The organism is Streptomyces yunnanensis (assembly GCF_029011865.1).
In the GTDB taxonomy this organism is placed as follows: Bacteria; Actinomycetota; Actinomycetes; order Streptomycetales; family Streptomycetaceae; genus Streptomyces; species Streptomyces yunnanensis.
The window spans coordinates 6,125,953-6,152,940 of the sequence record NZ_CP095749.1 but is presented as its reverse complement, the minus strand read 5'-3'; the positions used below and the strand labels follow the sequence as shown (position 1 = coordinate 6,152,940).

The window sequence follows — 26,988 nt, the reverse complement described above, 5'->3', positions numbered from 1 at the left end:
GGTCAGTACTGCGGCGGGCCGAAACCGCTCTGCGGGGGGTGCGGGGGCTGCGGCACGCCGGGCGGCATGGGCGGGCCGCCGACCGGGGGCATCGGCGGCGGGCCGGGCTGCTGCCAGCCGGGCTGCTGCCAGCCGGCCTGCGGCGGGGCCACGGGGCCCGGGACGAACCCGGGGGCGACGAAGGCGAGGGCCGGGGACGGCGGCTGCCAGGCGGGCGCGACCGGCTCGCCGCGGACCGTCAGCGCGACCAGCGCCAGCGAACCGAACAGATCGAGCGCCAGCTGGACGTAGATGATGATGCTCAGGCCCGGCATCGTCTGGCTCATCTCCAGGAACGTGCCGGAGTTGAGGAACGAGACGACCGTCAGCACGGCGTTGGGCAGCAGGGCGATGGCCAGGCCGAGGGCGAGACCGCGGGCCGCGCAGCCGCGGGTCAGGCAGTTCAGGCCGGCGATCGCGGTCAGCAGGAAGAACACCACCGCGTACCAGCCGGGCGCGAGCGCCAGCAGCGAGGACAGCACGCCCTTGCCCAGGTAGAGCATGGTGAAGGTCGCGGAGCCGCCCTGCACCAGCATGTAGACCTGGTAGACGACGTAGCACAGCGCCATCGCGCCGAGCACCAGACCGCCGAGCACACCGCCGGCCTGGCCCGGGCGGGCCGGCGGCTCGCTGGGGGCCGGGCGCGGCCAGGAACGCATCCCGGCGAGCAGCACGACGCCGGCGACCAGGGTCAGCAGGAACAGCGGCAGGCTGCTGAGGAAGACCCCGTCGAAGGTGGCGGTGCCGGTCTGGGCGTTGCGGAACCAGCGCTCGTCGCTGGTGTGGTTGCCCACGCTGACCAGGGCCTGGAGGGCGGTGGCGAAGGTGACGGTGGTGGCCACGGCCAGCAGGCCGCCGGCCGACCGGCGGCCGGTGAACGCCGCGCAGGCGGCGGCCAGTTGGAGCAGTCCGAAGCCGAGTTGGACGGGATCGGTGACCTCGTTGACGCCCGGTCCGCGGGCACCGATCCAGCCGTCCCAGACGCCGGCCACGCCGAACGCGCCGATGTCGACGGCGAGCCAGTACGCCGTCCACAGGAAGAACAGCAGGCAGAGGATGCCCCCGGTGATCCGTGCGCCCTTGGCCAACGCCATGCCTTGTGCCATCTCATCCCCCGTCGTGTCGGTGCCGCGCCGCCGGCCTCCGGCGGCGCGAGGAGCACCGTAGCAACGCCCGTCCGCACGGTCTCCCCCTGGGCGGCGGCCCGTTGCCGGGGGCGGGGGACTCCCTGCCGGCGGGGGTCCGGCAGGGAGTCCGGACGGGAGCGCCCGTGAGGGGGGCGCCCCGCCGGCCGGGGTCCTGGGTGCCGCTCAGTGGTTGCGCGGGAAGCCCAGGTTGATGCCGCCGTCGGACGGGTCGGGCCAGCGGGTGGTGACGACCTTGCCGCGGGTGTAGAAGTGCACGCCGTCGTTGCCGTAGATGTGGTGGTCGCCGAAGAGCGAGTCCTTCCAGCCGCCGAAGGAGTGGTAGCCCACCGGGACCGGGATCGGCACGTTCACGCCGACCATGCCGGCCTCGACCTCCAGCTGGAAGCGGCGGGCCGCGCCGCCGTCCCGGGTGAAGATCGCGGTGCCGTTGCCCCACGGCGAGGAGTTCATCAGCTCGATGGCCTGCTCGTAGGTCTCGACGCGGACGACCGAGAGCACCGGGCCGAAGATCTCGTCGCGGTAGGCGTCCATCTCCGGCGTGACGTTGTCCAGCAGCGAGACGCCGATCCAGTGGCCGTCCTCGTAGCCCTCGACGGTGTAGCCGGTGCCGTCGATGACGACGTCGGCGCCCTGGGCGGCGGCGCCGGTGACATAGGAGGCGACCTTGTCGCGGTGGGCCTTGGTGATCAGCGGGCCCATCTCGGAGGCCGGGTCGTCGCCGGGGCCGATGCGCAGCTTGTCGGCGCGCTCCTTGATCTTGCCGATCAGCGGGTCGGCGGTGTCGCCGACGGCCACCACCACGGAGATCGCCATGCAGCGCTCGCCGGCCGAGCCGTACGCGGCGTTGATCGCGGAGTCGGCGGCCAGGTCGAGGTCGGCGTCCGGGAGGACCAGCATGTGGTTCTTGGCGCCGCCCAGCGCCTGCACGCGCTTGCCGTTGGCGGTGCCGGTGGTGTGGATGTAGCGGGCGATGGGGGTGGAGCCCACGAAGGAGACGGCGGCGACGTCCGGGTGCTCCAGGAGGGCGTCGACGGCCACCTTGTCACCGTTGACGATGTTCAGCACGCCGTCGGGCAGGCCCGCCTCGGCGGCCAGCTCGGCGAGCTTGAACGCGGCGCTGGGCACCTTCTCGCTCGGCTTCAGGACGAAGGTGTTGCCGCACGCGATGGCGATCGGGAACATCCACATCGGCACCATGGCCGGGAAGTTGAACGGCGTGATGCCGGCGACCACGCCCAGCGACTGCCGGATCGAGGCCACGTCCACCCGCGTCGAGACCTGGGTGGACAGCTCGCCCTTGAGCTTCTCCGGGATGCCGCAGGCCAGCTCGACGATCTCCAGGCCGCGGGCTACCTCGCCGAGCGCGTCGGAGTGCACCTTGCCGTGCTCCGCGGTGATCAGCTGGGCCAGCTCGTCGCGGTGCGCGTCCACCAGCTCGCGGTACTTGAACAGCACCGAGGTGCGCTTGGCCAGCGAGCTGGTGCCCCAGCTGCGGAACGCCTCCTTGGCGGTGCGGACCGCGGCGTCCACCTCCTCGACGGAGGCGAAGGCGACCTGCTTCTCCTGGGCGCCGGTGGCCGGGTTGTAGACCGGCCCGAAGTTGCCCGAGACGCCCTCGACGGGCTTCCCGCCGATCCAGTGGTTGATGGTCTTCATGCGAGGGGCCTTTCGTACGGTGCGGCAGAGCGGATGTCAGAGGTGGCGGCGGCGCGCGGCGGCGTGCTCGTCGTACGCCTTGCGGGCTGCGACCGCCGCCGGACGCGTCGCGGTCTCGGCAACGGGTACATCCCACCAGGCCTGTGCCGGCGGCGCGCCCGGCACAGTGTCAGTCGTTTTGGTCTCCACGTAGACACATGTGGGCGCTTTTGCGTCACGCGCCTCGGCGAGCGCGGTGCGCAGCTCGGCGACCGTCGTGGCACGCAGCACCCGCATGCCCAGCGAGGCGGCGTTGGCGGCGAGATCGACGGGCAGCGGAGCGCCGGTGTAGGTGCCGTCCGCGGCGCGGAAGCGGTAGTCCGTGCCGAAGCGCTCGCCGCCGGTCTCCTGGGAGAGACCGCCGATGGAGGCATAGCCGTGGTTCTGGATGAGGACGAGGGTGATGTTGATGCCCTCCTGGACCGCGGTGACGATTTCAGTGGGGTTCATCAGGTATGTACCGTCGCCGACGAGCGCCCACACCGGCCGGTCCGGAGCGGCCATCCGGACGCCGATCGCGGCCGGGATCTCATAGCCCATGCAGGAGTAGCCGTACTCCAGGTGGTACTGCCTGCGGGACCGGGCGCGCCAGAGTTTGTGCAGGTCGCCGGGGAGGGAACCGGCCGCGTTGAGGATGATGTCGGACGCGTCGACGACCGCGTCCAGCGCGCCGAGGACCTGGGTCTGCGACGGCTGCGCCGACGGGTCGGCGGCCTCGTAGGCGGCATCCACCCGCCGCTCCCAGTCCGCCTTCGCCGCGGCGTACTCCGCCTCGTAGGCCGCCGCGACCCGATGGCCGGCAAGGGCCCCGCGGAGCGCGTCGAGCCCGGCGCGGGCGTCGGCCACCAGGGCCAGGGCGCCGAGCTTGTGGGAGTCGAACGCGGCGATGTTGAGGTTGACGAAGCGGACCCCGGGTTCGGCGAAGAGGGTGGCCGAGGCGGTGGTGAAGTCGGTGTAGCGGGTGCCGACACCGATCACCAGGTCGGCCCGCCGGGCCAGCCCGTCGGAGGTGGCGGTGCCGGTGTGCCCGATGCCGCCGACGTCCGCCGGGTGGTCGTGGTCCAACGACCCCTTGCCCGCCTGGGTGGACGCCACGGGGATGCCGGTCGCCTCGACGAACGCCCGCAGCGCCTCCTCCGCCTCGCTGTGGTGGACGCCGCCGCCCGCGACGATCAGCGGTCGGCGGGCCGCCCGGACGGCCCGGACGGCGTCCGCCAGGGCGTCGGCGTCCGGCGCCGGGCGGGGCACCCGCCACACCCGGTCGGCGAAGAACTCCACCGGCCAGTCGTACGCCTCGGCCTGCACGTCCTGCGGCAGCGCGAGGGTGACCGCGCCGGTGTCGACCGGGTCGGCGAGCACCCGCATCGCCTGGAGGGCCGCCGGGATCAGCGCCTCGGGGCGGGTGATCCGGTCGAAGTAGCGGGAGACCGGGCGCAGCGCGTCGTTGACCGACACATCGCCCGCGAAGGGCACTTCGAGCTGCTGGAGCACCGGGTCGGCGGGCCGGGTGGCGAACACGTCGCCGGGCAGCAGGAGCACCGGGAGGCGGTTGACGGTGGCCAGCGCGGCACCGGTGACGAGGTTGGTGGCGCCGGGCCCGATGGAGGTCGTCACGGCCTGCGCGGAGAGCCGGTCGCACTGCCGGGAGTAACCCACCGCGGCGTGCACCATGGCCTGCTCGTTGCGCCCCTGGAGATACGGGAGTCGCGGCGGCGCGCCGGCCGCCCCCCGGGGCGCCGCGCTGCCGGACTCCAGCAGCGCCTGCCCGATACCGGCGACGTTGCCGTGCCCGAAGATGCCCCAGCAGGCGCTGATCAACCGGTGCCGGCGGCCGTCCCGCTCGGTGTACTGGTGGGCGAGGAACTCCACCAGCGCCTGCGCCACGGTGAGCCGCCGGGTGCCGCCGTCCGCCGCCGCGCCCTGTGCCGCGACGGCCGTCGGATCGCTCGTCGCACCATCGACGGGGACGGTGACCGGGGCGTTGCTCGGGGCGTGGGACGAGGCGTCGCCGGGGGCGTTGAGGGGGGCGGTCATCGCGGGTCTCCTGCCGGTGCTTGGTACAGAGGGAGTCGGGGGTCGACCGGCTGCTGCGGCCAGGTCGCGCGGATCCAGCCATGGTCGGGGTGGTCGCAGATCAGCCACTCCCGCTTCTCGCCGGGCCCCGCCATGACGTTGAGGTAATACATGTCGTGCCCGGGGGCGGCGATGGACGGGCCGTGCCACCCGTCCGGGATCAGCACCGCGTCCCCGTTGCGGACCTCGGCCAGGACGTCCGTACCGCGCCCGCGCCCGGAGGGCGTCACCCGCTGGTAGCCCAGCCCCTCCGTCCCGTGGGCGGCCGCGATCTCGAAGTAGTAGATCTCTTCGAGCTCGGACTCCTCCCCGGGGCGGCACTCGTCGTGCTTGTGCGGCGGATACGAGGACCAGTTGCCGCCGGGGGTGAGCACTTCCACCGCGATCAGCCGGTCGCACTCGAACACGCCGGCCGCGCCGAAGTTGTTGACCTGCCGCGAGCAGCTGCCGGTGCCGCGCAGCTCCACGGGCACGTCGGACGCGGCGCCGTAACGGGCGGGCAGCCGGCGCTCGCAGCGCGCCCCGGTGAGCGCGAACCGCCCGCCGGCCCGGCTCTCGATCCGGACCTGCGCGTCCCGCGGTACGTAGGCGAAGTCCGTCACCCCGCTGAACACGCTCTCCCGCCCGGCCAGTTCGAACGTCCCGCCGGCGGGGACGCCCGCGTCGCCGGCGCCGTCCGCGGAGGCGTCCGCGCGGACCGTGCAGCCGCCGGAGAGGGGCAGCACGATCCATTCGCTGTCGGCGGTGGCGAAGGTGTGCTGGCCGCCCGGCGGCAGTTCGAGGATCCGCAGCGAGGAGTAGCCCCAACCGGCCTTCTCGGGCGAGACGTCCAGCGCATACGGCCCGTCGGCGCCGCGGCCCGCGACCAGGTGGAACCCACCACCGGCTACGGGCGCGGGGGCGGCCACGCCTCCGCCGTCCACGGCACGCGCCGCATCCGTCCCGTCCCCCGTACCTGCCGTACCTGCCACACCTGTCCTCTCTGCCGTACCTGTCACATCTGCCGTATCCGCAAACTCAGCACTCATGACTGCAAGTCTCCTCCTCGCCACTGACAGTGAAGTCCTTCTTCGCGCGGCGCCGCGGCCGCAGTACGCCCACGGCTACGGAAGTCCCACGACTACAGAAGCCCCACGGCCGTATCGACCGCGGCGGCCACGTCGCCGTCCGCCGGGTAGAGCAGCGAGCGGCCGACGACCAGGCCGTGCACGGTCGGCAGCCGGAGCGCCTTGCGCCACTTCTCGTAGGCGGCCTCCTGCTCCGCCACGGTCCCGCCGACGTCGCCGCCGAGGAGAACGGCGGGCAGGGTGGACGTCTCGCAGACCCGGGCCATCGCCTCGGGGTCGTCGGTGACGGGGAGCTTCAACCAGGTGTAGGCGGAGGTGCCGCCGAGGCCGGAGGCGATGGCGACGGAACGGGTGACGGCCTCCGGGCTGAGGTCGTTGCGCACCACCCCGTCCACCCGTCGGGAGAGGAACGGTTCGACGAAGGTGGGGAGTTCTCGTTCCGCCATCGCGTCGATGGCCCGGGCGGTGGCCTCCAAAGTGGTCAGCGACCCGGGGTCGTCGTAGTCGATGCGCAGCAGGAGCTTGCCCGCGTCGAAGCGGAGCCGGGCGATGTCCTGGGGACGGTGGCCGGTGAAGCGGTCGTCCATCTCGAAGGAGGCGCCCGCGATGCCGCCCCGGTTCATGGAACCCATGACGACCTTGCCTTCGAGGGCACCGAGGAGGAGCAGGTCCTCCAGGATGTCGGCGGTGGCCAGCACCCCGTCCACACCGGGCCGGGACAGCGCCAGGACCAGCCGCTCCAGCAGGTCCAGGCGGTTGGCCATGGCCAGTTGGCGGTCGCCCACGGCGAGCGCACCCCGGGCCGGATGGTCGGCGGCGACGATCATCAGTCGGCCGTTGTCGCCGAGCAGCGGGCGCCGGGCGCGGCGGGCGGCGGCCTCCGCGACGGCTTCGGGATGCCGGGCCCGCAGCGTCGGGAGGTCACTGATCCGAGGAGTCAAGGCTCAACTCACCTTCTTGAGGACATGAGTGGGGGCGGGGCTTACGGAAGGGGCGGGAGAAGGGGTGGGTGGGACGAGCGAGCGCCCCGTTCACCGCCCGGCAAGGAACTCCTCGACCTCGCCGGCCGTCGGCATCGCGGACGAGCACGCCAACCGGGAGGCGACGATCGCCCCGGCGGCGTTGGCGTAACGCATCATCGGCGCCAACTCCCAACCGGCCAGCAGCCCATGGCACAGCGCCCCGCCGAACGCGTCACCGGCCCCGAGCCCGTTGACGACCTCGACGGGGGTGGGCGGCACCTCGGCGGTGCGTCCGTCCCGGTGGACGGCGAGCACCCCCTTCGGCCCCTGTTTGACGACGGCCAGTTCCACGCCCCTCTCCAGCAGCGCCTCGGCGCACGCCTTCGGGTCCCGGAGGCCGGTGGCGACCTCGGCCTCGTCGACGTTGCCGACCGCGACCGTCGCATGCTTCAGCGCGGCCTCGTAGTACGGGCGGGCGGCGGCCATCGCGGCGGCCCCGGTCGCCCCGCCGTCCCCGGAGGCGCCGCCCTCCCCGCCCCAGAACATCGGCCGCCAGTCGAGGTCGAAGACGGTGGTGCCACTGCGGCCCCGGGCCTCCAGCGCGGCCAGGGTGGCGCCGCGGCTCGGCTCCTCGCACAGGCCGGTGCCGGTGATCCAGAAGATCCCGGCCGCGGAGATCGCCTCCCGGTCCAGCTCCTCGGGGTGAATGACCAGGTCGGGGGCCTTGGGGCGACGGTAGAAGTAGAGCGGGAAGTCGTCCGGCGGAAAGATCTCGCAGAACGTCACGGGCGTGGGAAGGTCCGCCACCGGGGTCACCCAGCGGTCGTCGACGCCGAAGTCGCGCAGCGCCTGATGGACGTACTCCCCGAACGGGTCCTGTCCGGTGCGGCTGATGACGGCGCTATGACGCCCCAGCCGAGCGGCCGCCACCGCCACATTGGTGGCGGACCCGCCGAGGAACTTCCCGAACGTCTCCACCTGGGCGAGCGACACCCCGGTCTGCAACGGGTAGATGTCCACCCCGATGCGCCCCATGGTGATCAGGTCGTACGGCTCGGTCATAGACGCCCCTTCGGGTCGCCCGGCGCGGCGGTGGGGTTCCCCGCTCGGGCGGATCCGAGGGTTCGGGGGAGGCCGGCGCGACGGGTCGGTCGATCGGAACCGACTCTCCCCGCCGGTTCCAGCTCCGACCAAAGGTCTAACGGCCAGCCACAAACCCTGTCAACAGTTTGTCCTTACATTATGACGTCAGCCACCCCATCCCGGCCATCGAACCCGCCGCGCCGCCGGCACCAACAGGGCCACCTGGGGCACCTGGGCCCCGAGGGCCGCCCGGGGCACCAGGGCCGCCCGGGCCGCCCTCGTCCCGTCAAGTCCTTAAGTCCTTATGTCAGGACGAAGTCTTGACACTCCCCAGGGCGGCAGAGAGGCTGTGCCCCACAACCCACCCCAGTGCCTCCCGGTCATCGCCGACCGGCGAGAGGAGAGCCGCAGCATGTCCGCACCCCGTGCCGCCTCGCCCGTTCTGGACCGCCTCCGCATCGGTTCCGCCCCCGACTCCTGGGGCGTCTGGTTCCCCGACGACGAGCAGCAGGTCCCGTGGCAGCGCTTCCTGGACGAGGTCGCCGAGGCCGGCTACGAGTGGATCGAACTCGGCCCCTACGGATACCTGCCCATCGACCCCGCCGCCCTACGGGAGGAGACCTCCCGGCGCGGCCTCAAGGTCTCGGCCGGCACCATCTTCACGTCGATGCACCACGGCCCGTCCGTCTGGGACAAGACCTGGACCCACGTCTTTGAAGTCGCCTCGCTCACCCAGGCGATGGGCGCGAAGCACCTGGTCGTCATCCCCTCCTTCTGGCGGGACGACAAGACCGCCGAGATCATCGAGTCGCCCGAGCTGACCGTCGAGCAGTGGAAGCACCTGACCACCGGCATGGAGCGGCTGGGCAAGCGGGTCCGCGACGAGTTCGGCCTGGACATCGTCGTCCACCCGCACGCCGACACCCACATCGACACCGAGGAGCACGTCGAGCGCTTCCTCGACGTCACCGACTCCGACCTGGTCAACCTCTGCCTGGACACCGGCCACTACGCCTACTGCGGCGGCGACAGCGTCAAGCTGATCCGCACCTACGGAGAGCGCATCGGGTACCTCCACCTCAAGCAGGTGGACCCGGACATCCTCAGCGACGTCGTCGCCAAGGGCACCCCGTTCGGCCCGGCCGTCCAGCAGGGCGTGATGTGCGAGCCGCCGCTGGGCGTCCCGGCGCTGCCGCCCGTCCTGGAGGCCGCCCAGGAGCTGAACGTCGACCTCTTCGCCATCGTCGAGCAGGACATGTACCCCTGCCCGCCCGACCAGCCGTTCCCGATCGCCCAGCGGACGCGCCGCTTCCTGCGGTCCTGCGGGGCGTGAGCGACGCCCTGTGCTCCACCGCCCACGGGAGGCCCGTGGCGGACGAGGAGGACAGGGAGGCCGGGGAGAACGGGGAGAACGGGAGGACGGCAGGCGAGCCGCACCGAGCGCGCAGCGCACAAGAACGCGTGGCACATGACGACGCGTGGCGCAGGACCACGCGTGGCGCAGGACGACGCGTGGCACATGGACAGGGACGACGAGATCGACGAAGGGCGTGAGGGACGGATGGGCGAGATGGGCGAGACGGGTGCGCAGGGTTCGCGCGGGACGCTGGGCGTGGCGGTCATCGGGACCGGGCGCATGGGGGCCGACCATGTGCGACGCATCAATGACGTGATCAGTGGGGCCAGGGTGGCGGCCGTGGCCGACATCGACGCCGGCCGGGCGGAGCGGCTCGCGCACGGCATCGAGGGAGCCACCGCGTACGCCGAACCGGCCGCCGCCATGGACGATCCCGGCGTGGACGCCGTGCTGATCGCCTCGCCCGGCCCGGCCCACGAGGCGGCGCTGCTCGACGCCTTCGCCCGCGACCTGCCGGTGCTGTGCGAGAAGCCGCTGACCCCCGACGCCGCCTCCGCGCTGCGGGTCCTGGAGGCCGAGCAGAAGCTGGGCCACCGGCGGGTCCAGGTCGGGTTCATGCGCCGCTACGACGCCGGCTACCGCGCCCTCAAGTCCCTGCTGGACAAGGGCGCCTACGGCCGCCCGCTGATGCTGCACAACAAGCACCGCAACGTCGACACCCCGCCCGGCTTCACCAACGCGATGATGATCAACGACTCGGTGGTGCACGAGATCGACGTGACCCGCTGGCTGCTGGACGAGGAGATCACCGCCGTACGCGTACTGCGGCCGGCACCGACCGACAACGCGCCGGAGGGGCTGAGCGACCCGCAGCTGATCCTCTTCGAGACGGCGGGCGGCCAGGTCGTGGACACCGAGCTCTTCGTCAACTGCCGCTTCGGCTACCAGGTCAGCTGCGAGGCGGTCTGCGAGGCCGGCACCGCCCGGATCGGCGACGACCACGGGGTGTACGTCAACACCGCGGGCCACTGGGGCGGCACCATCACCCCCGGCTTCGTGGAGCGCTTCGAGGACGCCTACGACCGGCAGGTGCAGCACTGGGTGGACGCCACCCGGCGCGGCGAGGTCGAGGGCCCCAGCTGCTGGGACGGCTATGCGGCGGCCGCGGTGTGCGAGGCGGGAGTGCTGGCCCAGGCCACCGGCGACCGGGTCGTCGTCGAGCTGATCGAGCGGCCGGACCTCTATCGATGAGCGGGCGGCGCAACCGCGTCATGGCCGTGGCCGAACTGCGACCCGGAGGCGAAATGGGGCTCAAAACGAGGCTCGTCGACGAGTTATGAAGCGCGGCAGAGCCATGACCTCCGGAAAGGACTCCGGAAGGGACGCCGGAAAGGACTCCGGAAAGGACTCCCGAAGGGTCATGCGACCGTGAATGAATCGCCGCTACGGGCGAGTTACCCCTGTGGGCGGGCCGAGGCCGCCGGGAAAGGGGCTCCGTAGCGGAGCGGTTCGTACGGCTGGCGAGCGTGGTCCGACCGGCCCCGCTCGCCCCCCGTTGTGTGTTTCCCGTTCGCCGGCAATCAGTTGCCGCGCGCCGTCGGCGCTTTCTGCGTGGGCCGTCCGCTCCTCACGCGCGCCATCCGCGCCCACCCGACGCGCACAAACGAGCAAACAAGCCACCGAAAGGCCGCACCATGTCCACTGCGCACGGTCCATGCACGCCCGAAAGGGCAGGGCAGGACCACGGCCGCCCCGGCTCCCCATCCCCCGCCGCCAAGCGGTTCATCGTCGCCATCGCCGCCATCGCCGCGCTCGGCGGCGCCCTGTTCGGCTACGACACCGGGGTGGTCTCCGGTGCACTCCCCTTCATGGAGCAGCACTTCGGCCTCACATCCCTCAGCGAGGGCGTCATCACCAGCGCGCTCCTGATAGGCGCGGCGTTCGGCTCGCTGATCGGCGGCCGGATGTCCGACGGACTGGGACGGCGCAACTCGCTGCTGTGGGCCGGTGCGGTGTTCATCGGCGGGGCGGCGGCGGTCGCGGTGGCGCCGACCGTGCCGATCATGACCGTGGCGCGCTTCGTGCTGGGCCTCGCCGTCGGCAGCGCCTCCGTCATCACCCCGCTCTACCTCTCCGAGATCGCACCGTCGCACATCCGCGGCCGGCTGGTCTCGTTCAACTCCCTGATGATCGTCAGCGGTCAGCTGCTGGCGTACCTCGTCAACGCCGTACTGGCCCACTGGGAGGCGTGGCGCTGGATGCTGGGACTGGCCGCGCTGCCCGCGGTGGCGCTGTTCCTCGGCGTCCTCTTCCTGCCCGATACGCCGCGCTGGTACATCAGTCGCGGTCGGCAGGACGAGGCTGCCGCGGTGCTGCGCCGTACGCTGGCCGCCGACGACGTCCCGGACGAGCTCGCCCGTATCGCACAGGCCCGCGACCTGGAGACCGACACCCGGAGCGGCGCCTGGCGGGAACTGCAGCTCCCCTGGGTGCGACGACTGCTGCTGGTCGGCATGGGGCTGGCGATCGTCCAACAGATCACCGGCGTCAACGCGGTCATCTACTTCGCGCCCAAGATCCTGGCGACGACCGGCCTGGGCACCAACGCCGCGATCACCGCCACCATCGCGGTCGGCGCCGTCTCGGTCGTCGCCACCGCGATCGGCATGTCCCTGATCGACCGGGTGGGCCGGCGTCCCATGCTCCTGTGGGGACTGTCCGGGATGACGGTGTCGCTGGCCCTGCTGGGGGCGGCGTTCCACCTGCCGCACTCCACCGCCGTCAGCTACCTGGTCCTCGGTCTGATGGTCCTGTACATGGGCTTCATGCAGGCGACCCTCAACACCGGCGTCTGGCTGCTGCTCGCCGAGATGTTCCCGCTGAAGGTGCGTGGACTGGCCATGGGCGCGGCGGTGTTCGTGATGTGGCTGGTCAACTTCGCGGTCGCGCTGGTCTTCCCGGTGCTGCTCGACGCGGTCGGCGCCGGGGTCACGTTCTGGCTCTTCAGCGCGATGTGCGTGCTCTCGCTGATCTTCTGCAAGCGGTACGCCCCGGAGACGAAGGGGCTGGCGCTGGAGGACCTGGAACAGGAACTGCGCAGGACAGCGCAAGGAGCCGCCCCGGAGAACGCACCGGACAGCACCCCGGAGAACGCACCGCAAAGCGCCCCGGGCGCATCCCGCTGAACCACCCGACCGGACGACGGCACGACGACACGACGGCACGACGGCGCGACGGCACGGCATGAAGGGAGCGAGGTGAACGAAGGGAGCGCTGAGGTGGCGGAAGTGACGGAAGATCAGAATGAACGGAACTGACGGTTCCCGGGACACTTCCGGCCAATCCCTGCACCTTTCGGAACCACACTTCGTCCTCCCCGCGTGCAAAGGGGTGCGCTCACATCCAACGCATCCAACGGGGGGAAGCAATGGAATTCGTGAAAGCCAACACAACGGGCTTCAAGGAAGCCACTGACGAAGCCACAAGCAAAGCCACAAGCGAAGCCACCTGCAAAGCGGCAAGCAAAGCCGCAAGCGATGCCACGGGCGCCGCGACCGGCACGGGAGCCGTGCGGGGCGTCGGCCGGGTCCTTAGGCGTACGGGGACCCTCGCGGCGACTGCGGGGCTGTTGACCGCCGGACTGCTCACCGGCCCGGCGGTCGCCGCCGGCCCGGCCGGACGGGCCGACTCCACGCAACCCGCCACGTTTGCCGCCTGCGCGTTCTACAACGGGAACGCCCTGACCGTCTACGGCCAGCACGGCGACCGCGTCAGGCAGGCCCAGTGCCTGCTGGCGAACCGCCACTACCTGACCTGGACGGACGTGACCGGCAACTTCGGCGCGAAGACCCGGACCGCGGTGAAGAAGTTCCAGACCGCACACCATCTGGCCGCCGACGGCAAGGTCGGCACGGGGACGTGGCGGGCGCTGTACTCCTGATCGTTCCCGTCCGTCCCTGATTCCCGAGGCGTCCCTGACGCCGTACCACGAGGTGGCGGTCGGTCTCCCTGACGGGGATCGGCCGCCACCTCACCGCGTGGCGACCGACGTTCGAGCCGGCGGGCGGCGACGGCCCGTGCGGTTCGCCCCGTTCGCCCCGTTGTGATCTTTCCGTCCCACCCCTGTCACGGCTGTCACCGTTGCGCGGGCCTTCCGTCACAGCCCTTCAACAGCCCCTCGCCGAGGGTCACTCACCGTCGTTGTTCCGGCGCAGGGTGAGTGATCGCCCCGCCGTACGCAGCCCTCCGCCGGCTCGCCGGGCCGACCCTGCGTGCGGCGCCAAGGAGGTGCGCAGAGATGACCGATCGAAGGCTCTGGTCGTACAAGGAGATCGCCGCCCATATCCAGGTGCAGCCGGACACCGTGCGTTCCTACCGCAAGCACGGCTTGCTACCGGATCCAGATCTGGTGGAGGGCGGCAGACCGTACTGGTTCGCCGATACCGTCAGAGCCTGGGTGGCGCGGCGCCCGGGCCATCGCGGACGGCAGTGAGCGCCTGAGTCGGCGGGCACGGCCCGGCATCCGCCAGGACCGCCGGGCTGCGCCCGGGCCCGCCAGCCCGCACCCCGCCACCCGCTCCGTTACGGCGCCGCCCCGACGCCGTCCCACGGCGGCGCCGTCGAGCCCCTGATCTCCAGTTCCGGGGTGACGAGTTGATGGTCGGCGGGTGCGTCGGGGTGCGCCATCCGGTCCAGCAGGCAGCGTGCGGCGCGACGACCGACCTCATGGCTGGCGTTGTTGACGGAGTTCAGCCAGAGGTGGCGGATGCGGGAGAGGTAGGTGTTGTCGTAGCCGACGAGGGAGAGGTCGGCGGGCACATCGAGGCCCAGTTCCCCGGCGGCGGACAGCACGCCGATGCCGCAGAGGTCGTTGAACGCGAAGACGGCGGTGGGGCGGCGACCGCCACGGGCCGGGCTGAGCAGTCGTACGGCGGCGCGGTAACCGCCCTCCTCCGTCCCGTCGCCGCTCTCCACCACGGCGTTCGCGGCCAGCCCGTGATCGCGCATCGCGGCCTCGAAGCCGCGCCGGCGCAGCTCGCCGACCAGCCCCTGACCTGCGAGATGGGCGATTTTGCGGTGCCCGAGGCCGATCAGGTGCTCGGTGGCGAGGCGGGCGCCGCGCTCGTCGTCGTTGGCGACGATGTCGGCTCGCGGCAGCCGGGGTTCGTGGTTGCCGGCGATGACGGTCGGCAGCCGCTCGGCGACCTCGGCGAGTCCCGTGGTGTCCGGGAGGGTGCCGACGACGACCAGGCCGTCGACCCGGAGCTCCTGGAAGGCGCGGGCGAACTCCTGGCCGGTACGCCGGTCCAGCCGGCCGTCGGCCATCAGCATCCGCAGGCCGTGGGCGTGCAACAGGGAGTTGAGGCCGTCGAGGACATCCACGAACCACGGGTTGCGCATGTCGTTCAGCAGGACGCCGATGGTGTGCGTGCGCCGGGCGACCAGACTGCGGGCGGCGGCGTTGGGCCGGTAACCCAGTTCGTCGATGGCCTCCAGGACGGCCTGTCGCTTGGCTTCGCTGACCCGGGGTGAGCCCTGGAGGACGAGCGACACCAGCGATTTGGAGACACCGGCGCGCTCGGCGACACCACGGATCGTCGGAGGCCGGTCTACACCGGAGCGCTCCTTGGAAGGCTCGCCCGGCGAGTCATTGGACCGTTCCATGACTGGAAATCCTTCCACCGGGTCGAGCCGCCGTCAATGCGGGCACCTTCACCTTGAGCACCACCGTCACCACCGTCACCACTGGCGCAGCCACCTCCAGCGCTAGCGCCAGGCTCGGTGACGGTGCGCAGAGTTGGCTGCCGCCGAGGGGTTGACATCCGGACATACGGACATGCAGGGTGCCGGAGACGCAGCACTTGGACCGTTCCAACTCCTACGCCCGGATCCCGACCACCACGTTCGCTGCCCCACCCCTTCCGGAAGCCCGCCCGCCCCACCTGCGGCGCCCTCTCCGGACGCCGCCCCGGTCGGCCCCCTCAGCCCCGGCCCCCTCGGCCCTCCCTCTCCCCCTCACCCCTCTCCCCACCCCACCCGCCTCCCGCCACCCCTCCCCCGAAGGGAACCCCCATGAAGATCGGCCTCATCGGCACCGGGCGCATCGGTGCGTTCCATGCCGCGACCCTGCTGAAGGTCCCCGGTGTCACCGGGCTGGTGGTCGCCGACGCGGACGCCGCCCGGGCCACCGCACTCGCCGACAGCCTGGGCGTACGGGCCGCCGACAGCATCGAGGCGATGTACGCCGCGGGCGTGGACGCGGTGGTGATCACCGCCGCTACCAGCGCGCACGCCGCACTGATCCACCGGGCCCTGGACGCCGGTGTGCCGGTCTTCTGCGAGAAGCCGGTGGCGTTGGACGTGCCGGGCACCCGCGCCGTCGTGGAACGCGCCGAAGCCGGCACCGTGCCCGTGCAGATCGGCTTCCAGCGGCGGTTCGACGCCGGGTACCGCGCCGCCCGTGAGGCGTTGCGCTCCGGCGAACTGGGCTGGCTGCACACCCTGCGCGCCTGCACCAGCGACCAGTCGCCGCCGCCGGCGGCCTTCATCCCCACCTCCGGCGGGCTGTTCCGGGACTGCAGCATCCACGACTTCGACATCATGCGCTGGCTGACCGGCCGCGAGGTGGTCTCGGTCTACGCCCAGGGCGCCAACCGCGGCGCGGACTTCTTCGCCGAGGGCGACGACGTCGACACCTGCGCCGCGCTGCTGCGCTTCGACGACGACACCCTGGCCACGGTCACCGCGACCCGCTACAACGGCGCGGGCCATGACGTCCGGCTGGAGGTCTGCGGCTCCAAGGGCGCCCGGTTCGTCGGCCTGGACGACCGGGCACCGCTGCCGTCCGCGGAGACCAGGCTGTCCTGGCAGCGGGCGGACGCCCCGTACGCCACGTTCATGGAGCGGTTCCACGACGCGTACGTGACCGAGCTGGCGGTCTTCGTCGAGGTGGCCGCGGGCCGTGCGCCCAGCCCCTGCACCCCGGCCGAGGCGCTGGAGGCGCTGTACGTCGCGGAGGCGTGCGACCGCTCCCGGCGGACCGGTCGGCCGGTGGCCGTCGCGGACGTCCGGGCCCCTGAGGGCGGCGAGGCGGCGCCCGCGGCGTGACCGGCGCCGACGTCATGACGCAGCGGCTGGCGGCCGGCCCCGGGGCGGAGTGGGGCGTGCTGCCGTTCGTGGCGCTGGTGCTCGCCGCGCTGCTGGTGGGGGTCTCCAAGACCGCCGTCGGTGGCGTGGCGACGCTGAGCGTGGCCCTCTTCGCGGCCGTGCTCCCGGCCAGGGAGTCCACCGGTGTCCTCCTTCCGCTGCTGCTCGTGGGCGATGTGCTGGCCGTCCGTGCCTATCGCGGGCACGCCGACCGGGCCGTGCTGCTCCGGCTGCTGCCGTCGGTGGCTGCCGGGTTGGTGCTCGGGGTGGTGTTCGTCGCGCGGACCAGCGATGTGGTCATGCGGCGCACCATCGGCGTGCTGCTGTTGACGGTCGCGGTGCACCACGGGTGGCAGCGGGCCCGGACCCGGTTCCGCTCCCGGGCTCGGGCGCGCGAGCAGGGGCCGGAGCAGGGCCAGGACCGGCAGGACCGGGGGCGGCAAGGCGTCGCCGAGGACGCTCCGACGGTCCGTCAACATCGTGTGCGGACGGTGTTCTTCGGGCTGGTCGCCGGGTTCGCCACCATGGTCGCCAACGCCGGGGGGCCGGCGATGTCGCTGTACCTCCTCTCGTCCGGTTTCGGGGTGCTCGGGTTCCTGGGCACCGGTGCGTGGTTCTTCCTGATCGTCAATCTCGTCAAGGTGCCGTTCAGCGTGGGGCTGGGGTTGATCACGGCGGACGGGCTCGCGCTGGACGGGTTGCTGGCGCTCGCCGTGGTCGTCGGTGCGGGTGTCGGGCGAGCGCTGGTGCACCGCATCGACCAGGGCGTCTTCGAGCGGCTGGTGCTCGTCTTCACGGCCCTGGCCAGCGTCGACCTGCTGCGCTGAAGAGGGCGCGCGTCATACGGACGGGGCGATGTGTACGAGCAATGCGGACGAGCAACGAGGGCGAACGATGCGGGCGGGGCGATGCGGACCGGGCGACGCGGCGGCGGCTCGGTGCGGTGGCGTCAGCGCGCCGTGGCTCCGCCCGCCCCCTCCGGCAGCGCCGTCCGCCACTCGTTGGCCCGTATGACATGGCCCTTGGGGTACTCGACGTCGCACTCTCCTCCTAGGGTGAAGCCGGCCTTGCGGCACACCGCGTTCGACGCGGCGTTGGCCACGGAGGGGAAGGCGTGGACGGTGCGGTGCCGGCCTTCGGTGGCGGCCTCCGCGAGGACCTGCCGGACCGCGGCCACGGCGATGCCACGGCCCTGGAACCCGGGGAGCACGCCCCAACCCGCCTCGTAGACCGCCTCGCCCTGCCATTGCGTCTCCCAGAAGCCGACCGTGCCCACGGCCTCGCCCTCCGGCAGGAGCAGGACGCGGTACATCCGGCCCGGTCCTTCGCCGGCGAGGTAGCGGCGATGGCGCCGGGCGACCTGCTCCTCGGTCTCGGGGCCGCCCAAGTGCCGGGTCATCTCAGGGGCGTTGGCCCGGCGCAGCAGGTCGAGGCCGGCGTCCGTCCAGGGCTCGATCCGCACCTGCGGCGCGGCCTGCCGTGCGGCGTGCGGTGCTTGGGTCTTCCGTTCCGTCGTCATGACCCCAACGCTACGGGCGACCACTGACAGTCACACCGCTGCGGTGGATGACGCCTGGTCATCGCCCTCTTCCCGACCGACCTCACAGCCGACCTCGCGGCCGATTCCGCGGTCGGGGCACGGCGGTTCGCCGGGGACCCGGCGGCCGGCCCTGGTGCGCAACGCGCGGCGGTGGGCGCCCCATTGGACCGCGGCACCGGCGGCGGCGACGAGGACGGAGACCGAGAGGCCGATGCCGGCGGCGCAGAGGCGATTCCCGGCGGCGGCGCTGCCGAGGTAGCCGAGGCCGATCGAGTAGGCCGTCCACAGCGACTCGGCGAGACCGGCGCCGATCAGGTACTTGCGCAGCGGGTAGCGCAGCACTCCGGAGGCCAGCGCCCCGGCGATCCGCCCACTGGGCAGGAACCGCACGGCGACCACGAAGGGCGCCCCGTAACGCCGGATCCGCCGGGAGGTCCATTCGAGTGCCGCCCGACGGTGCGGGCGGCGCAGCATCCAGGCGCGGACGGGGCCGCCGAACCGTCGTGCGGCGAGGTACATCAGCACGTCGCCGAGGAAGGCGCTGCCGGCGACGATCGCCAGGACGAGCGGGAGGGAGGCGCGCCCGTCGGAGGCGAGGACGCCGGCGGAGACCAGCAGGCCGGAGTTGGGGACCAGTGGCGGCAGGGTGGTGAGCGCCAGCAGGCCGTAGAGGGCGAGTATGCCGTCCATCCGGCCGCCTCCTCGGATCCGCTCCCCGAGTCCGTATCCAGGCTGACGCGTGACGCGGTGGGCGGCAACGCGTGCGGTTCGGGACACCCGGGACTGGATCCATACCCCTAGGGGGTATAGAGTGACGAAAGTCGGAAGGACGACACCGGCCGCCATCGCGCCCCACGGGCCACTTGGGCACCACACTGAGCGCAACGGCCACATCGCCCACACCGGCGCATGTCGGCACATACGGCACCACAAGGAGAATCCCATGGCCGAGAACAGCTCCTGCTGCACCCCTGAAGGCTCCTGCAACACCGGCGGCGGCACCGCCGTCCAGGTCGGCGCGGTGACCGCCACCTACAAGGTCACCGGCATGACCTGCGGGCACTGCGAGGGCGCGGTGTCGTCCGAGATCGGCGAGATCGCCGGGGTGAGCTCGGTGCAGGCGGTCGCGGCGACCGGCCTGGTGACCGTCACCTCGCAGGCCCCGCTGGACGAGGCCGCGGTGCGCGCGGCAGTGGACGAGGCGGGCTACGAGCTGGTGGGTCGGGCCTGATTCCGGCCCGGCGGCTTTCGCGATACCTTCACGAGGCGCAGGACGCGCCCGCTCCGGCGGGACGACCTGCGCCTCGCGCGTTTCGAGGGGTGCAGCCGCCCCACCGCGGACACCGACGGTAATCGCCGCAGACCGGACGATCAGCGGCGAACGGTCACAACTTCGGGATGCGGCCACGAAACTTCACATCGCTTTTACAACTGACACAACACCCATACCTCAGGGCGCCGATCTGCAAAAGGAAGCCCTTGACCGCATTCGCCCCCATATGGCATGAGACTCAGATCACACTCTTCGGAACGTAACCATTGAGGGGGGTCGCGAGTCTAACCGGGCAGTGCAGGCACCCCGGCGGGGCTTGCACTGCGACAGCCGTGCAAGGTCTTGGGGGACCGCGCCCGGCTCCGCGTTGGCCGGGGCGACGCGCCCGGGGAGCTTTGAGCGGCCCTCCCGAATGTGCGCGTCCCGGCAGAGCGCGGTGCAACCCGGAACGCCCGGCCGGATCCCGTGGGGGGAATCCGCACCGGGACATGGGAAGCGCCCCGCACTCTGGACCCGTGGGGGGATCCGGAGGCGGGGCGCTTTCGTCTGCCCGCACACGCCGCGGCGCAGGTCGCACAGGACCCGGCGATGCGTTTACGCGATTATCGATCACCAGTGGGCAGCGGTCGGCGCTGATCCGGCCGCTGCGTGGTGGCCGGGGTCAGCGCTCCTGGACGGGCACGAAGTCGCGCTCGACGACGCCGGTGTAGACCTGCCGCGGACGGCCGATGCGGGAACCGGGCTCGGTGATCATCTCGTGCCACTGGGCGATCCAGCCGGGCAGCCGGCCGAGCGCGAAGAGCACGGTGAACATCTCGGTCGGGAAGCCCATGGCCCGGTAGATCAGGCCGGTGTAGAAGTCGACGTTCGGGTAGAGCTTGCGCTCGACGAAGTAGTCGTCGGCCAGCGCGTGCTCTTCCAGCTTCAGGGCGATGTCGAGGAGCTCGTCGCTCTTGCCGAGCGCCGAGAGGACGTCGTGCGCCGCCGCCTTGATGATCTTCGCCCGGGGGTCGAAGTTCTTGTAGACGCGGTGCCCGAAGCCCATGAGCTTCACGCCGTCTTCCTTGTTCTTCACCTTGCGGATGAAGGTGTCGACGTCGCCGCCGGCGTCCCGGATGCCCTCCAGCATCTCCAGCACCGACTGGTTGGCACCGCCGTGCAGGGGGCCCCAGAGGGCGTTGATGCCGGCCGAGATCGAGGCGAAGAGGTTCGCCTGCGAGGAGCCGACCAGGCGCACGGTGGAGGTCGAACAGTTCTGCTCGTGGTCCGCGTGCAGGATCAGCAGCTTGTCGAGCGCGCTGACCACGACCGGGTCCAGCTCGTACTCGGCGGCGGGGACCGAGAAGGTCATCCGCAGGAAGTTCTCGACATAGCCGAGGTCGTTGCTCGGGTATACGACCGGGTGGCCGACCGACTTCTTGTAGGCATAGGCCGCAATGGTCGGGAGCTTGGCCAGCAGGCGGATCGTGGAGATGTTCCGCTGCCGCTCGTCGAACGGGTTGTGGCTGTCCTGGTAGAACGTCGACAGCGCGCTGACCACGGACGACAGCATGGCCATCGGGTGGGCGTCCCGGGGGAAGCCGTCGTAGAAGCGCTTGACGTCCTCGTGGAGCAGGGTGTGGTAGGTGATGTCCTGCTTGAAGGTCGCCAGCTCGTCGACGGTGGGCAGCTCACCGTTGATGAGGAGGTACGCGGTCTCGACGAACGTGCTGCGCTCCGCGAGCTGCTCGATCGGATAGCCGCGGTAACGAAGGATGCCCTTTTCGCCGTCGAGATAAGTGACCGCGGATTTATATGCCGCGGTGTTGCCGTAACCGGAATCCAGGGTCACCAGACCGGTCTGGGCGCGCAGCTTCGAGATGTCGAAGCCCTTGTCGCCGACCGTGCTGTCGACGACCGGGTAGCTGTATTCGCCGTCCCCGTAACGCAGTACTACAGAGTTGTCGCTCACGTCATCCCTCACCGACGTTGTGCCTCTTCTTCGAGGTGCCCTGACTGCCTATACCTTCCCCCATTTGGACGTTGGATGTGCACTCGGGGTCGGCCATAGGGCCTCAACGCGGCACTCAGTGCCGCGTTGGAGTCCATCCTGCTCCCCTTCGCCCCGATTGGGAAAGAGGGGCGACCTCAGATCGCTCCGGCGAGCCGGTGATCCAACGCGGTGTGCCTCCGACCGGCGGATACCGTGCGTACGGCCTGTCCGAGGGCCCTGCGGGAGCCGACCAGCACCACCAGGCGTTTCGCCCGGGTCACGGCCGTATAGAGCAGGTTGCGCTGGAGCATCATCCAGGCGCTGGTGGTGACCGGAATCACCACCGCCGGATACTCGCTCCCCTGGGAGCGATGGATCGTCACCGCGTAGGCGTGGGCGAGTTCGTCCAGTTCGTCGAAGTCGTACGGCACCTCCTCGTCCTCGTCCGTGCGGACCGTCAGCCGCTGCTCGACGGTGTCCAGGGCGGTGACCACCCCCACCGTGCCGTTGAAGACGCCGTTGAGGCCCTTCTCGTAGTTGTTCCGGATCTGGGTGACCTTGTCGCCGACGCGGAACACCCGGCCGCCGAAGCGGCGCTCCGGCAGATCCGGGCGGGCCGGGGTCACCGCCTGCTGGAGCAGGCCGTTGAGCGCCCCCGCGCCGGCCGGGCCGCGGTGCATCGGGGCCAGCACCTGGACGTCCCGGCGCGGGTCGAGGTCGAACTTCGCCGGGATGCGGCGCGCGACCACGTCCACCGTCAGCCGGGCGGCCTCCTCCGCGTCCTCCTCGGGGAACAGGAAGAAATCCGCAAGACCGCTGGTCAGCGGGGGGACGCCGGAATTGATGCGGTGCGCGTTGGTGACCACGCCGGACTGCTGGGCCTGGCGGAAGATCTTGGTCAGCCGGACGGCCGGCACCCGGCCGCCCCGACCGGGCCCCGACTCGGCCAGCAGATCGCGCAACACCTCGCCGGCGCCCACCGACGGCAGCTGGTCCACGTCCCCCACCAGCAGCAGATGGGCGCCCGGCGGCACCGCCTTGACGAGCTTGTTCGCCAACAGCAGGTCGAGCATCGACGCCTCGTCGACCACCACCAGATCGGCGTCCAGCGGGCGGTCCGCGTCGTAGGCGGCGTCCCCGCCCGGTTTGAGCTCCAGCAGGCGGTGGACGGTGGAGGCGTCCGCCCCGGTCAGCTCCGCCAGCCGCTTGGCCGCCCGGCCCGTGGGCGCCGCCAGCACCACCGTGGCCTGCTTGGCGCGGGCCAGCTCGACCACAGAGCGGACGGTGAACGACTTGCCGCAGCCCGGGCCGCCCGTGAGCACCGCGACCTTGCTGGTCAGCGCCAGCCGGACGGCGGCCTGCTGCTCGGGGGCCAGCTGCGCCCCCGTGCGCCGCGCCAGCCACGCCAGCGCCTTGTCCCAGTCCACGTCCTGGAAGGCGGGCATCCGGTCCTCGTCGGTGCGCAACAACCGGGTCAGCCGCCCGGCCAGGGAGAGCTCGGCGCGGTGGAACGGCACCAGATAGACAGCGGTGACCGGAGCGCCGTCCTCCGGGCCGGGGACCTTCTCCCGCACCACGCCCTCCGGGTCCGCGGCCAGCTCGGCCAGGCAGTCGATGACCAGGCCGGTGTCCACCTGGAGCAACTTCACCGCGTCCGCGATCAGTTGCTCCTCGGGCAGGAAGCAGTGGCCCTGGTCCGTGGACTGCGACAGGGCGTACTGGAGGCCGGACTTGACCCGGTCCGGGCTGTCGTGCGGGATGCCCACCGACTGGGCGATGCGGTCGGCGGTCAGGAAGCCGATGCCCCAGACGTCGGCGGCCAGGCGGTAGGGCTGGTTCTTCACCACGGAGATCGACGCGTCGCCGTACTTCTTGTAGATCCGCACGGCGATGGAGGTGGACACGCCGACGCCCTGGAGGAAGACCATGACCTCCTTGATGGCCTTCTGCTCCTCCCACGCGGCGCCGATCAGCTTGGTGCGCTTGGGGCCCAACCCGGGCACCTCGATCAGCCGGCCGGGGTCGCTCTCGATCACGTCGAGGGTGTCGATGCCGAAGTGCTCGGTGATGCGGTCGGCGATCCGGGGGCCGATGCCCTTGATGAGGCCCGAGCCCAGATAGCGGCGGATGCCCTGGACGGTGGCGGGCAGCACGGTGGTGTAGTTGTCGACCGTGAACTGCTTGCCGTACTGGGGGTGGGAGCCCCAGCGCCCCTCCAACCGGAGCGACTCCCCCGGCTGCGCCCCCAACAGCGCGCCGACGACGGTCAGCAGCTCCCCGGAGCCACGGCCCGTGTCGACCCGCGCGACCGTGTAACCGTTGTCCTCGTTGGCATAGGTGATCCGCTCAAGGACCCCTTCCACCACGGCTGCGTTGACCATGCCCCGACGGTACCGCCGAGGGGTGACAGCGCGGCGGGCGCGGCGGGTGCCGTGCGGCGCGCGGCACGGGTCAGGCGACGTGGGCGGTGAAGCGGGCGATGACCTCCGTGAGGACCTCGGCGCCGTCGCGGGACCACAGGGACGGGTTGAAGATCTCCACCTCGATCGAGCCCCGGTAGCCGGCCGCGTCGACGCGCGCACGGAACCGGCGCAGGTCCACCGCGCCGTCGCCCAACTGCCCCCGCCCCAGCAGGACGCCCTCCGGGAGCGGCGTGATCCAGTCGGCGAGCTGGAAGGCGGCGATCCTGCCGGGCACGGCCTCCGCGCCCGTGGTGGGGCCCGGGCCGCCGGCCCGGGCGAGCTGGGCGTCGATGGTGTCGTCCCACCACAGGTGGTAGGTGTCCACCACCACGCCCACCTGGTCGGCGGGGAACCGCTCGGCCAGATCAAGGGCCTGGGCGAGGGTGGAGACCACGCACCGGTCCGCCGCGTACATCGGGTGCAGCGGTTCCAGGGCCAGCCGGACGCCCCGCTCGGCGGCGTACGGGGCCAGTTCGGCGAGCGCGTCGGCGACCCGCTCCCGGGCGCCGGGGAGGTCCCGGCTGCCGGGCGGCAGCCCGCCCGAGACCAGGACCAGGGTGCCGGTCCCGAGGGTCGCGGCCTCCTCCACGGCGGCCCGGTTGTCCGCCAGGGCCGCCCTGCGCTCCGCCGGGTCCTCGGCGGTGAAGAAGCCGCCCCGGCAGAGGCTGGTGACGGCCAGGCCGGCGTCCCGTACGAGGCGGGCGGCGGCCTCCGGCCCGTAGGCGCGCACCGGTGCCCGCCACAGGCCGACGCCCCGCAGGCCCGCCCGGGCGCAGCCGTCGGCCAGTTCGGGCAGTGACCACTGGCGGATGGTCTCCTGGTTGAGGCTCAGGCGGGCGAGGAGGGACGCCTCGCTGCTCGTCACGGGGTGCTCGCCTCCTCGGCGCCGTGGACGGCCAGCAGGGCGCGCATCCGCGCGGCGGCCAGGTCCGGGTCGGGGAACAGGCCGAGGGCGGCGGCGAGTTCGTGGGCGCGGTGCAGGTGGGGCAGGGAGCGGGCCGCCTGCAGGCCGCCGACCATGGTGAAGTGGGGCTGGTGCCCGGCCAACCAGGCGAGCAGCACCACGCCGGTCTTGTAGTAGCGGGTGGGGCGCTGGAAGAGGTGACGGGCCAGGGAGACGGTCGGGTCCAGGACGGCGCGGAAGCCGGCCGGGTCGTCGGCGTCCAGGCGGCGGACCGCCGCGGCGGCCAGCGGGGCGAGCGGGTCGAAGACGCCCAGCAGGGCGTCGCTGAAGCCGTGGGCGTCGCCGGCGATCAGTTCCGGGTAGTGGAAGTCGTCGCCCGTGTAGCAGCGCACTCCCCGGGGGAGCCGGCGGCGCAGCCGGACTTCCCGGGAGGCGTCCAGGAGGGAGACCTTGACGCCGTCCACCGCACCGGGGTTGTCGGCGATGATGCCGAGGAGCGTCTCGGTGGCGGCGTCGAGGTCCGGGCCGCCCCAGTAGCCGGCCAGCGCCGGGTCGAACATCGGGCCGAGCCAGTGCAGGATCACCGGGCGGGTGGTCTGGCGCAACAGGTGCCCGTAGAGGTCGCGGTAGGTGTCCGGGGCGGCGCCGAGCGCGGCGAGCTGGCGGGAGGCCAGCAGGACGGGCTGGGCCCCGGCGTCCTCGGCCAGGGCGAGCTGTTCCTCGTAGGCGGCCCGGACGTCGGCCAACGTGGCCCCGGTCGGCGGGAGTTGATCGGTACCGGTGCCGCAGGCCAGGCGACCGCCGACCGCGCGGGCCTCGGCGGCCGTGCGGCGGATCAGTTCGGCGGCGCACGGCCAGTCCAGGCCCATGCCGCGCTGCGCGGTGTCCATCGCCTCGGCCACGCCCAGTCCGTGCGCCCAGAGGTGGTGGCGGAAGGCGAGGGTGGCCTCCCAGTCGAGGGCGGCCGGGCCGTCCGGGGTGGTGTCGGCACGCGGGTCGGCGACCACGTGGGCGGCGGCGAAGACCCTGCGGGAGCGCGGCTGCGGGGGCCTCCCGGAGGGGGCCGGTGGGTTCGGGGGGTCCGGGACGGTCACCGGGTCAGCTCCGGTACGGGCAGCCGGCGGCCCTCCGCCGAGGAGCGCAGGCCCAGTTCGGCGAGTTGGACGCCGCGGGCGCCCGCCCAGAGGTCCCAGTGCCAGGGACCGTCGGCGACCACGTGCCGGAGGAAGAGCTCCCACTGCGCCTTGAAGGCGTTGTCGAACTCGGCGTTGTCGGGCACCTCCTGCCACTGGTCGCGGAACGGCTCGGTGGACGGCAGGTCGGGGTTCCAGACGGGTTTGGGGGTGGTGGCGCGGTGCTGGACGCGGCAGCGGCGCAGGCCGGCGACGGCGGAGCCCTCGGTGCCGTCGACCTGGAACTCCAGCAGTTCGTCGCGGTGCACCCGGACCGCCCAGGAGGAGTTGATCTGGGCGAGGACGCCGCCGTCGAGTTCGAAGAGGGCGTAGGCCGCGTCGTCGGCGGTGGCCTCGTAGGGGGCACCGGACTCGTCCCGGCGGCGCGGGAGGTGGGTGGTCACCCGGGCCTGGACGGCGCGGACCGGCCCGAACAGCTCGTGCAGCACGTACTCCCAGTGCGGGAACATGTCGGAGGCGATGCCGCCGCCGTCCTCGGCGCGGTAGTTCCAGGAGGGGCGCTGGGCCGGCTGCCAGTCGCCCTCGAAGACCCAGTAGCCGAACTCGCCCCGTACGGACAGGACCCGGCCGAAGAAGCCGCCGTCCAGGAGGCGGCGGAGCTTGCGCAGCCCGGGCAGGAAGAGCTTGTCCTGGACGACGCCGTGTTTGACGCCGGCCTCCTGGGCGAGCCGGGCGAGGGCCAGGGCTCCGGCCAGGCCGGTGGCGGTGGGCTTCTCCACGTAGAGGTGCTTCCCGGCGGCGATCGCTTTCCGCACCGCCGGCTCGCGGGCGGCGGTGACCTGGGCGTCGAAGTAGATCTCGACGTCGCCGTCGGCGAGGACGGCGTCCAGGTCGGTGCTCCAGGTGAGGCCGTGCCGGTCGGCCAGCGCCCGGACCCGCGGCGCGGAACGACCGACGAGCACCGGTTCCGGCCAGATCACCGTGCCGTCGTCCAGCGGGAGTCCGCCCTGGTCGCGCAGGGCCAGGAGGGAGCGGACCAGATGCTGGTGGTGGCCCATGCGCCCGGTCACGCCGTTCATGGCGATGCGTACGGTCCTGCGGGTCACGGCCCGACCTCTCTCGCGCTCGGCGGGT

Annotated in this window: 22 protein-coding genes; 8 read left to right on the top strand and 14 right to left on the bottom strand. The window is 72.1% G+C overall.

Annotated features, from left to right (window positions below; genetic code table 11):
• Positions 1–2 precede the first annotated feature (2 nt).
• The 6 genes from MOV08_RS26885 to iolC form a co-directional block, all read right to left on the bottom strand.
• Positions 3–1,145, bottom strand: coding sequence for a hypothetical protein (locus MOV08_RS26885; protein WP_275309178.1), 1,143 nt, complete (start codon positions 1,143–1,145; stop codon positions 3–5).
• A gap of 204 nt (positions 1,146–1,349) precedes the next feature.
• Positions 1,350–2,843, bottom strand: a complete 1,494-nt coding sequence (locus tag MOV08_RS26880; protein WP_039636289.1) for a CoA-acylating methylmalonate-semialdehyde dehydrogenase — start codon at positions 2,841–2,843, stop codon at positions 1,350–1,352.
• Between the two features lie 36 nt (positions 2,844–2,879).
• Positions 2,880–4,916 (bottom strand): 3D-(3,5/4)-trihydroxycyclohexane-1,2-dione acylhydrolase (decyclizing), encoded by a 2,037-nt coding sequence (iolD, locus tag MOV08_RS26875; protein WP_275309176.1) that lies wholly within the window; start codon positions 4,914–4,916, stop codon positions 2,880–2,882.
• A complete protein-coding gene (iolB, locus tag MOV08_RS26870; RefSeq protein ID WP_420834219.1) occupies positions 4,913–5,983 on the bottom strand; it encodes a 5-deoxy-glucuronate isomerase in 1,071 nt (356 codons plus the stop codon). The genes iolD and iolB overlap by 4 nt, the downstream gene beginning before the upstream one ends.
• Positions 5,984–6,075: 92 nt before the next feature.
• Positions 6,076–6,963 carry a Cgl0159 family (beta/alpha)8-fold protein gene (locus tag MOV08_RS26865; RefSeq protein WP_039636287.1) on the bottom strand — a complete coding sequence of 296 codons (888 nt, stop codon included), beginning with the start codon at positions 6,961–6,963 and terminating at the stop codon, positions 6,076–6,078.
• A 90-nt stretch (positions 6,964–7,053) separates the two neighbouring features.
• A complete protein-coding gene (iolC, locus tag MOV08_RS26860) occupies positions 7,054–8,046 on the bottom strand; it encodes a 5-dehydro-2-deoxygluconokinase (RefSeq protein WP_039636284.1) in 993 nt (330 codons plus the stop codon).
• 433 nt (positions 8,047–8,479) lie between these two features.
• On the opposite strand from iolC, the gene MOV08_RS26855 reads away from it, so the two are divergent.
• The 5 genes from MOV08_RS26855 (at position 8,480) to MOV08_RS26835 (ending at position 13,916) form a co-directional block, all read left to right on the top strand.
• The gene (locus tag MOV08_RS26855; protein WP_039636282.1) at positions 8,480–9,400 is read left to right on the top strand and encodes a sugar phosphate isomerase/epimerase family protein; all 921 of its coding nucleotides are present in this window, start codon (positions 8,480–8,482) and stop codon (positions 9,398–9,400) included.
• A 237-nt stretch (positions 9,401–9,637) separates the two neighbouring features.
• Positions 9,638–10,675 (top strand): Gfo/Idh/MocA family protein, encoded by a 1,038-nt coding sequence (locus MOV08_RS26850; protein ID WP_275311905.1) that lies wholly within the window; start codon positions 9,638–9,640, stop codon positions 10,673–10,675.
• Positions 10,676–11,118: 443 nt separating this feature from the next.
• A complete protein-coding gene (locus MOV08_RS26845) occupies positions 11,119–12,609 on the top strand; it encodes a sugar porter family MFS transporter (RefSeq protein WP_275309174.1) in 1,491 nt (496 codons plus the stop codon).
• 443 nt (positions 12,610–13,052) lie between these two features.
• Positions 13,053–13,364 (top strand): peptidoglycan-binding domain-containing protein, encoded by a 312-nt coding sequence (locus MOV08_RS26840; RefSeq protein WP_275309173.1) that lies wholly within the window; start codon positions 13,053–13,055, stop codon positions 13,362–13,364.
• A gap of 357 nt (positions 13,365–13,721) precedes the next feature.
• Complete coding sequence (locus MOV08_RS26835) at positions 13,722–13,916, top strand: MerR family transcriptional regulator (RefSeq protein ID WP_039636278.1); 195 nt, start codon at positions 13,722–13,724, stop codon at positions 13,914–13,916.
• Positions 13,917–14,005: 89 nt separating this feature from the next.
• Here MOV08_RS26835 and MOV08_RS26830 read toward each other — a convergent pair whose 3' ends face one another.
• Entirely contained in the window at positions 14,006–15,088 is a 1,083-nt protein-coding gene (locus MOV08_RS26830; protein WP_275309172.1) for a LacI family DNA-binding transcriptional regulator, read from the bottom strand.
• A gap of 408 nt (positions 15,089–15,496) precedes the next feature.
• On the opposite strand from MOV08_RS26830, the gene MOV08_RS26825 reads away from it, so the two are divergent.
• A complete protein-coding gene (locus tag MOV08_RS26825) occupies positions 15,497–16,531 on the top strand; it encodes a Gfo/Idh/MocA family protein (protein ID WP_275309171.1) in 1,035 nt (344 codons plus the stop codon).
• Between the two features lie 14 nt (positions 16,532–16,545).
• Positions 16,546–17,397 carry a sulfite exporter TauE/SafE family protein gene (locus MOV08_RS26820; protein WP_275311904.1) on the top strand — a complete coding sequence of 284 codons (852 nt, stop codon included), beginning with the start codon at positions 16,546–16,548 and terminating at the stop codon, positions 17,395–17,397.
• 122 nt (positions 17,398–17,519) lie between these two features.
• On the opposite strand, the gene MOV08_RS26815 is transcribed toward MOV08_RS26820, so the two are convergent.
• A complete protein-coding gene (locus MOV08_RS26815; protein WP_275309170.1) occupies positions 17,520–18,089 on the bottom strand; it encodes a GNAT family N-acetyltransferase in 570 nt (189 codons plus the stop codon).
• Positions 18,090–18,119: 30 nt separating this feature from the next.
• A complete protein-coding gene (locus MOV08_RS26810; protein WP_275309168.1) occupies positions 18,120–18,800 on the bottom strand; it encodes a DedA family protein in 681 nt (226 codons plus the stop codon).
• A 253-nt stretch (positions 18,801–19,053) separates the two neighbouring features.
• On the opposite strand from MOV08_RS26810, the gene MOV08_RS26805 reads away from it, so the two are divergent.
• A complete protein-coding gene (locus MOV08_RS26805; RefSeq protein WP_039636271.1) occupies positions 19,054–19,341 on the top strand; it encodes a heavy-metal-associated domain-containing protein in 288 nt (95 codons plus the stop codon).
• A gap of 703 nt (positions 19,342–20,044) precedes the next feature.
• Here MOV08_RS26805 and MOV08_RS26800 read toward each other — a convergent pair.
• The 5 genes from MOV08_RS26800 to MOV08_RS26780 all read right to left on the bottom strand — a co-directional run bounded on the left by MOV08_RS26800 (position 20,045) and on the right by MOV08_RS26780 (position 26,960).
• Entirely contained in the window at positions 20,045–21,334 is a 1,290-nt protein-coding gene (locus MOV08_RS26800) for a citrate synthase (protein ID WP_039636269.1), read from the bottom strand.
• A 176-nt stretch (positions 21,335–21,510) separates the two neighbouring features.
• Complete coding sequence (gene recD2 / locus MOV08_RS26795) at positions 21,511–23,736, bottom strand: SF1B family DNA helicase RecD2 (RefSeq protein ID WP_039636267.1); 2,226 nt, start codon at positions 23,734–23,736, stop codon at positions 21,511–21,513.
• 70 nt (positions 23,737–23,806) lie between these two features.
• The gene (locus tag MOV08_RS26790; protein ID WP_275309167.1) at positions 23,807–24,682 is read right to left on the bottom strand and encodes a sugar phosphate isomerase/epimerase family protein; all 876 of its coding nucleotides are present in this window, start codon (positions 24,680–24,682) and stop codon (positions 23,807–23,809) included.
• Positions 24,679–25,815 carry a dihydrodipicolinate synthase family protein gene (locus tag MOV08_RS26785; RefSeq protein ID WP_275309165.1) on the bottom strand — a complete coding sequence of 379 codons (1,137 nt, stop codon included), beginning with the start codon at positions 25,813–25,815 and terminating at the stop codon, positions 24,679–24,681. The genes MOV08_RS26790 and MOV08_RS26785 overlap by 4 nt, the downstream gene beginning before the upstream one ends.
• Positions 25,812–26,960: a Gfo/Idh/MocA family protein gene (locus tag MOV08_RS26780; protein WP_275309164.1), complete on the bottom strand. Its 1,149-nt coding sequence runs from the start codon at positions 26,958–26,960 to the stop codon at positions 25,812–25,814. The genes MOV08_RS26785 and MOV08_RS26780 overlap by 4 nt, the downstream gene beginning before the upstream one ends.
• Positions 26,961–26,988 lie beyond the last annotated feature (28 nt).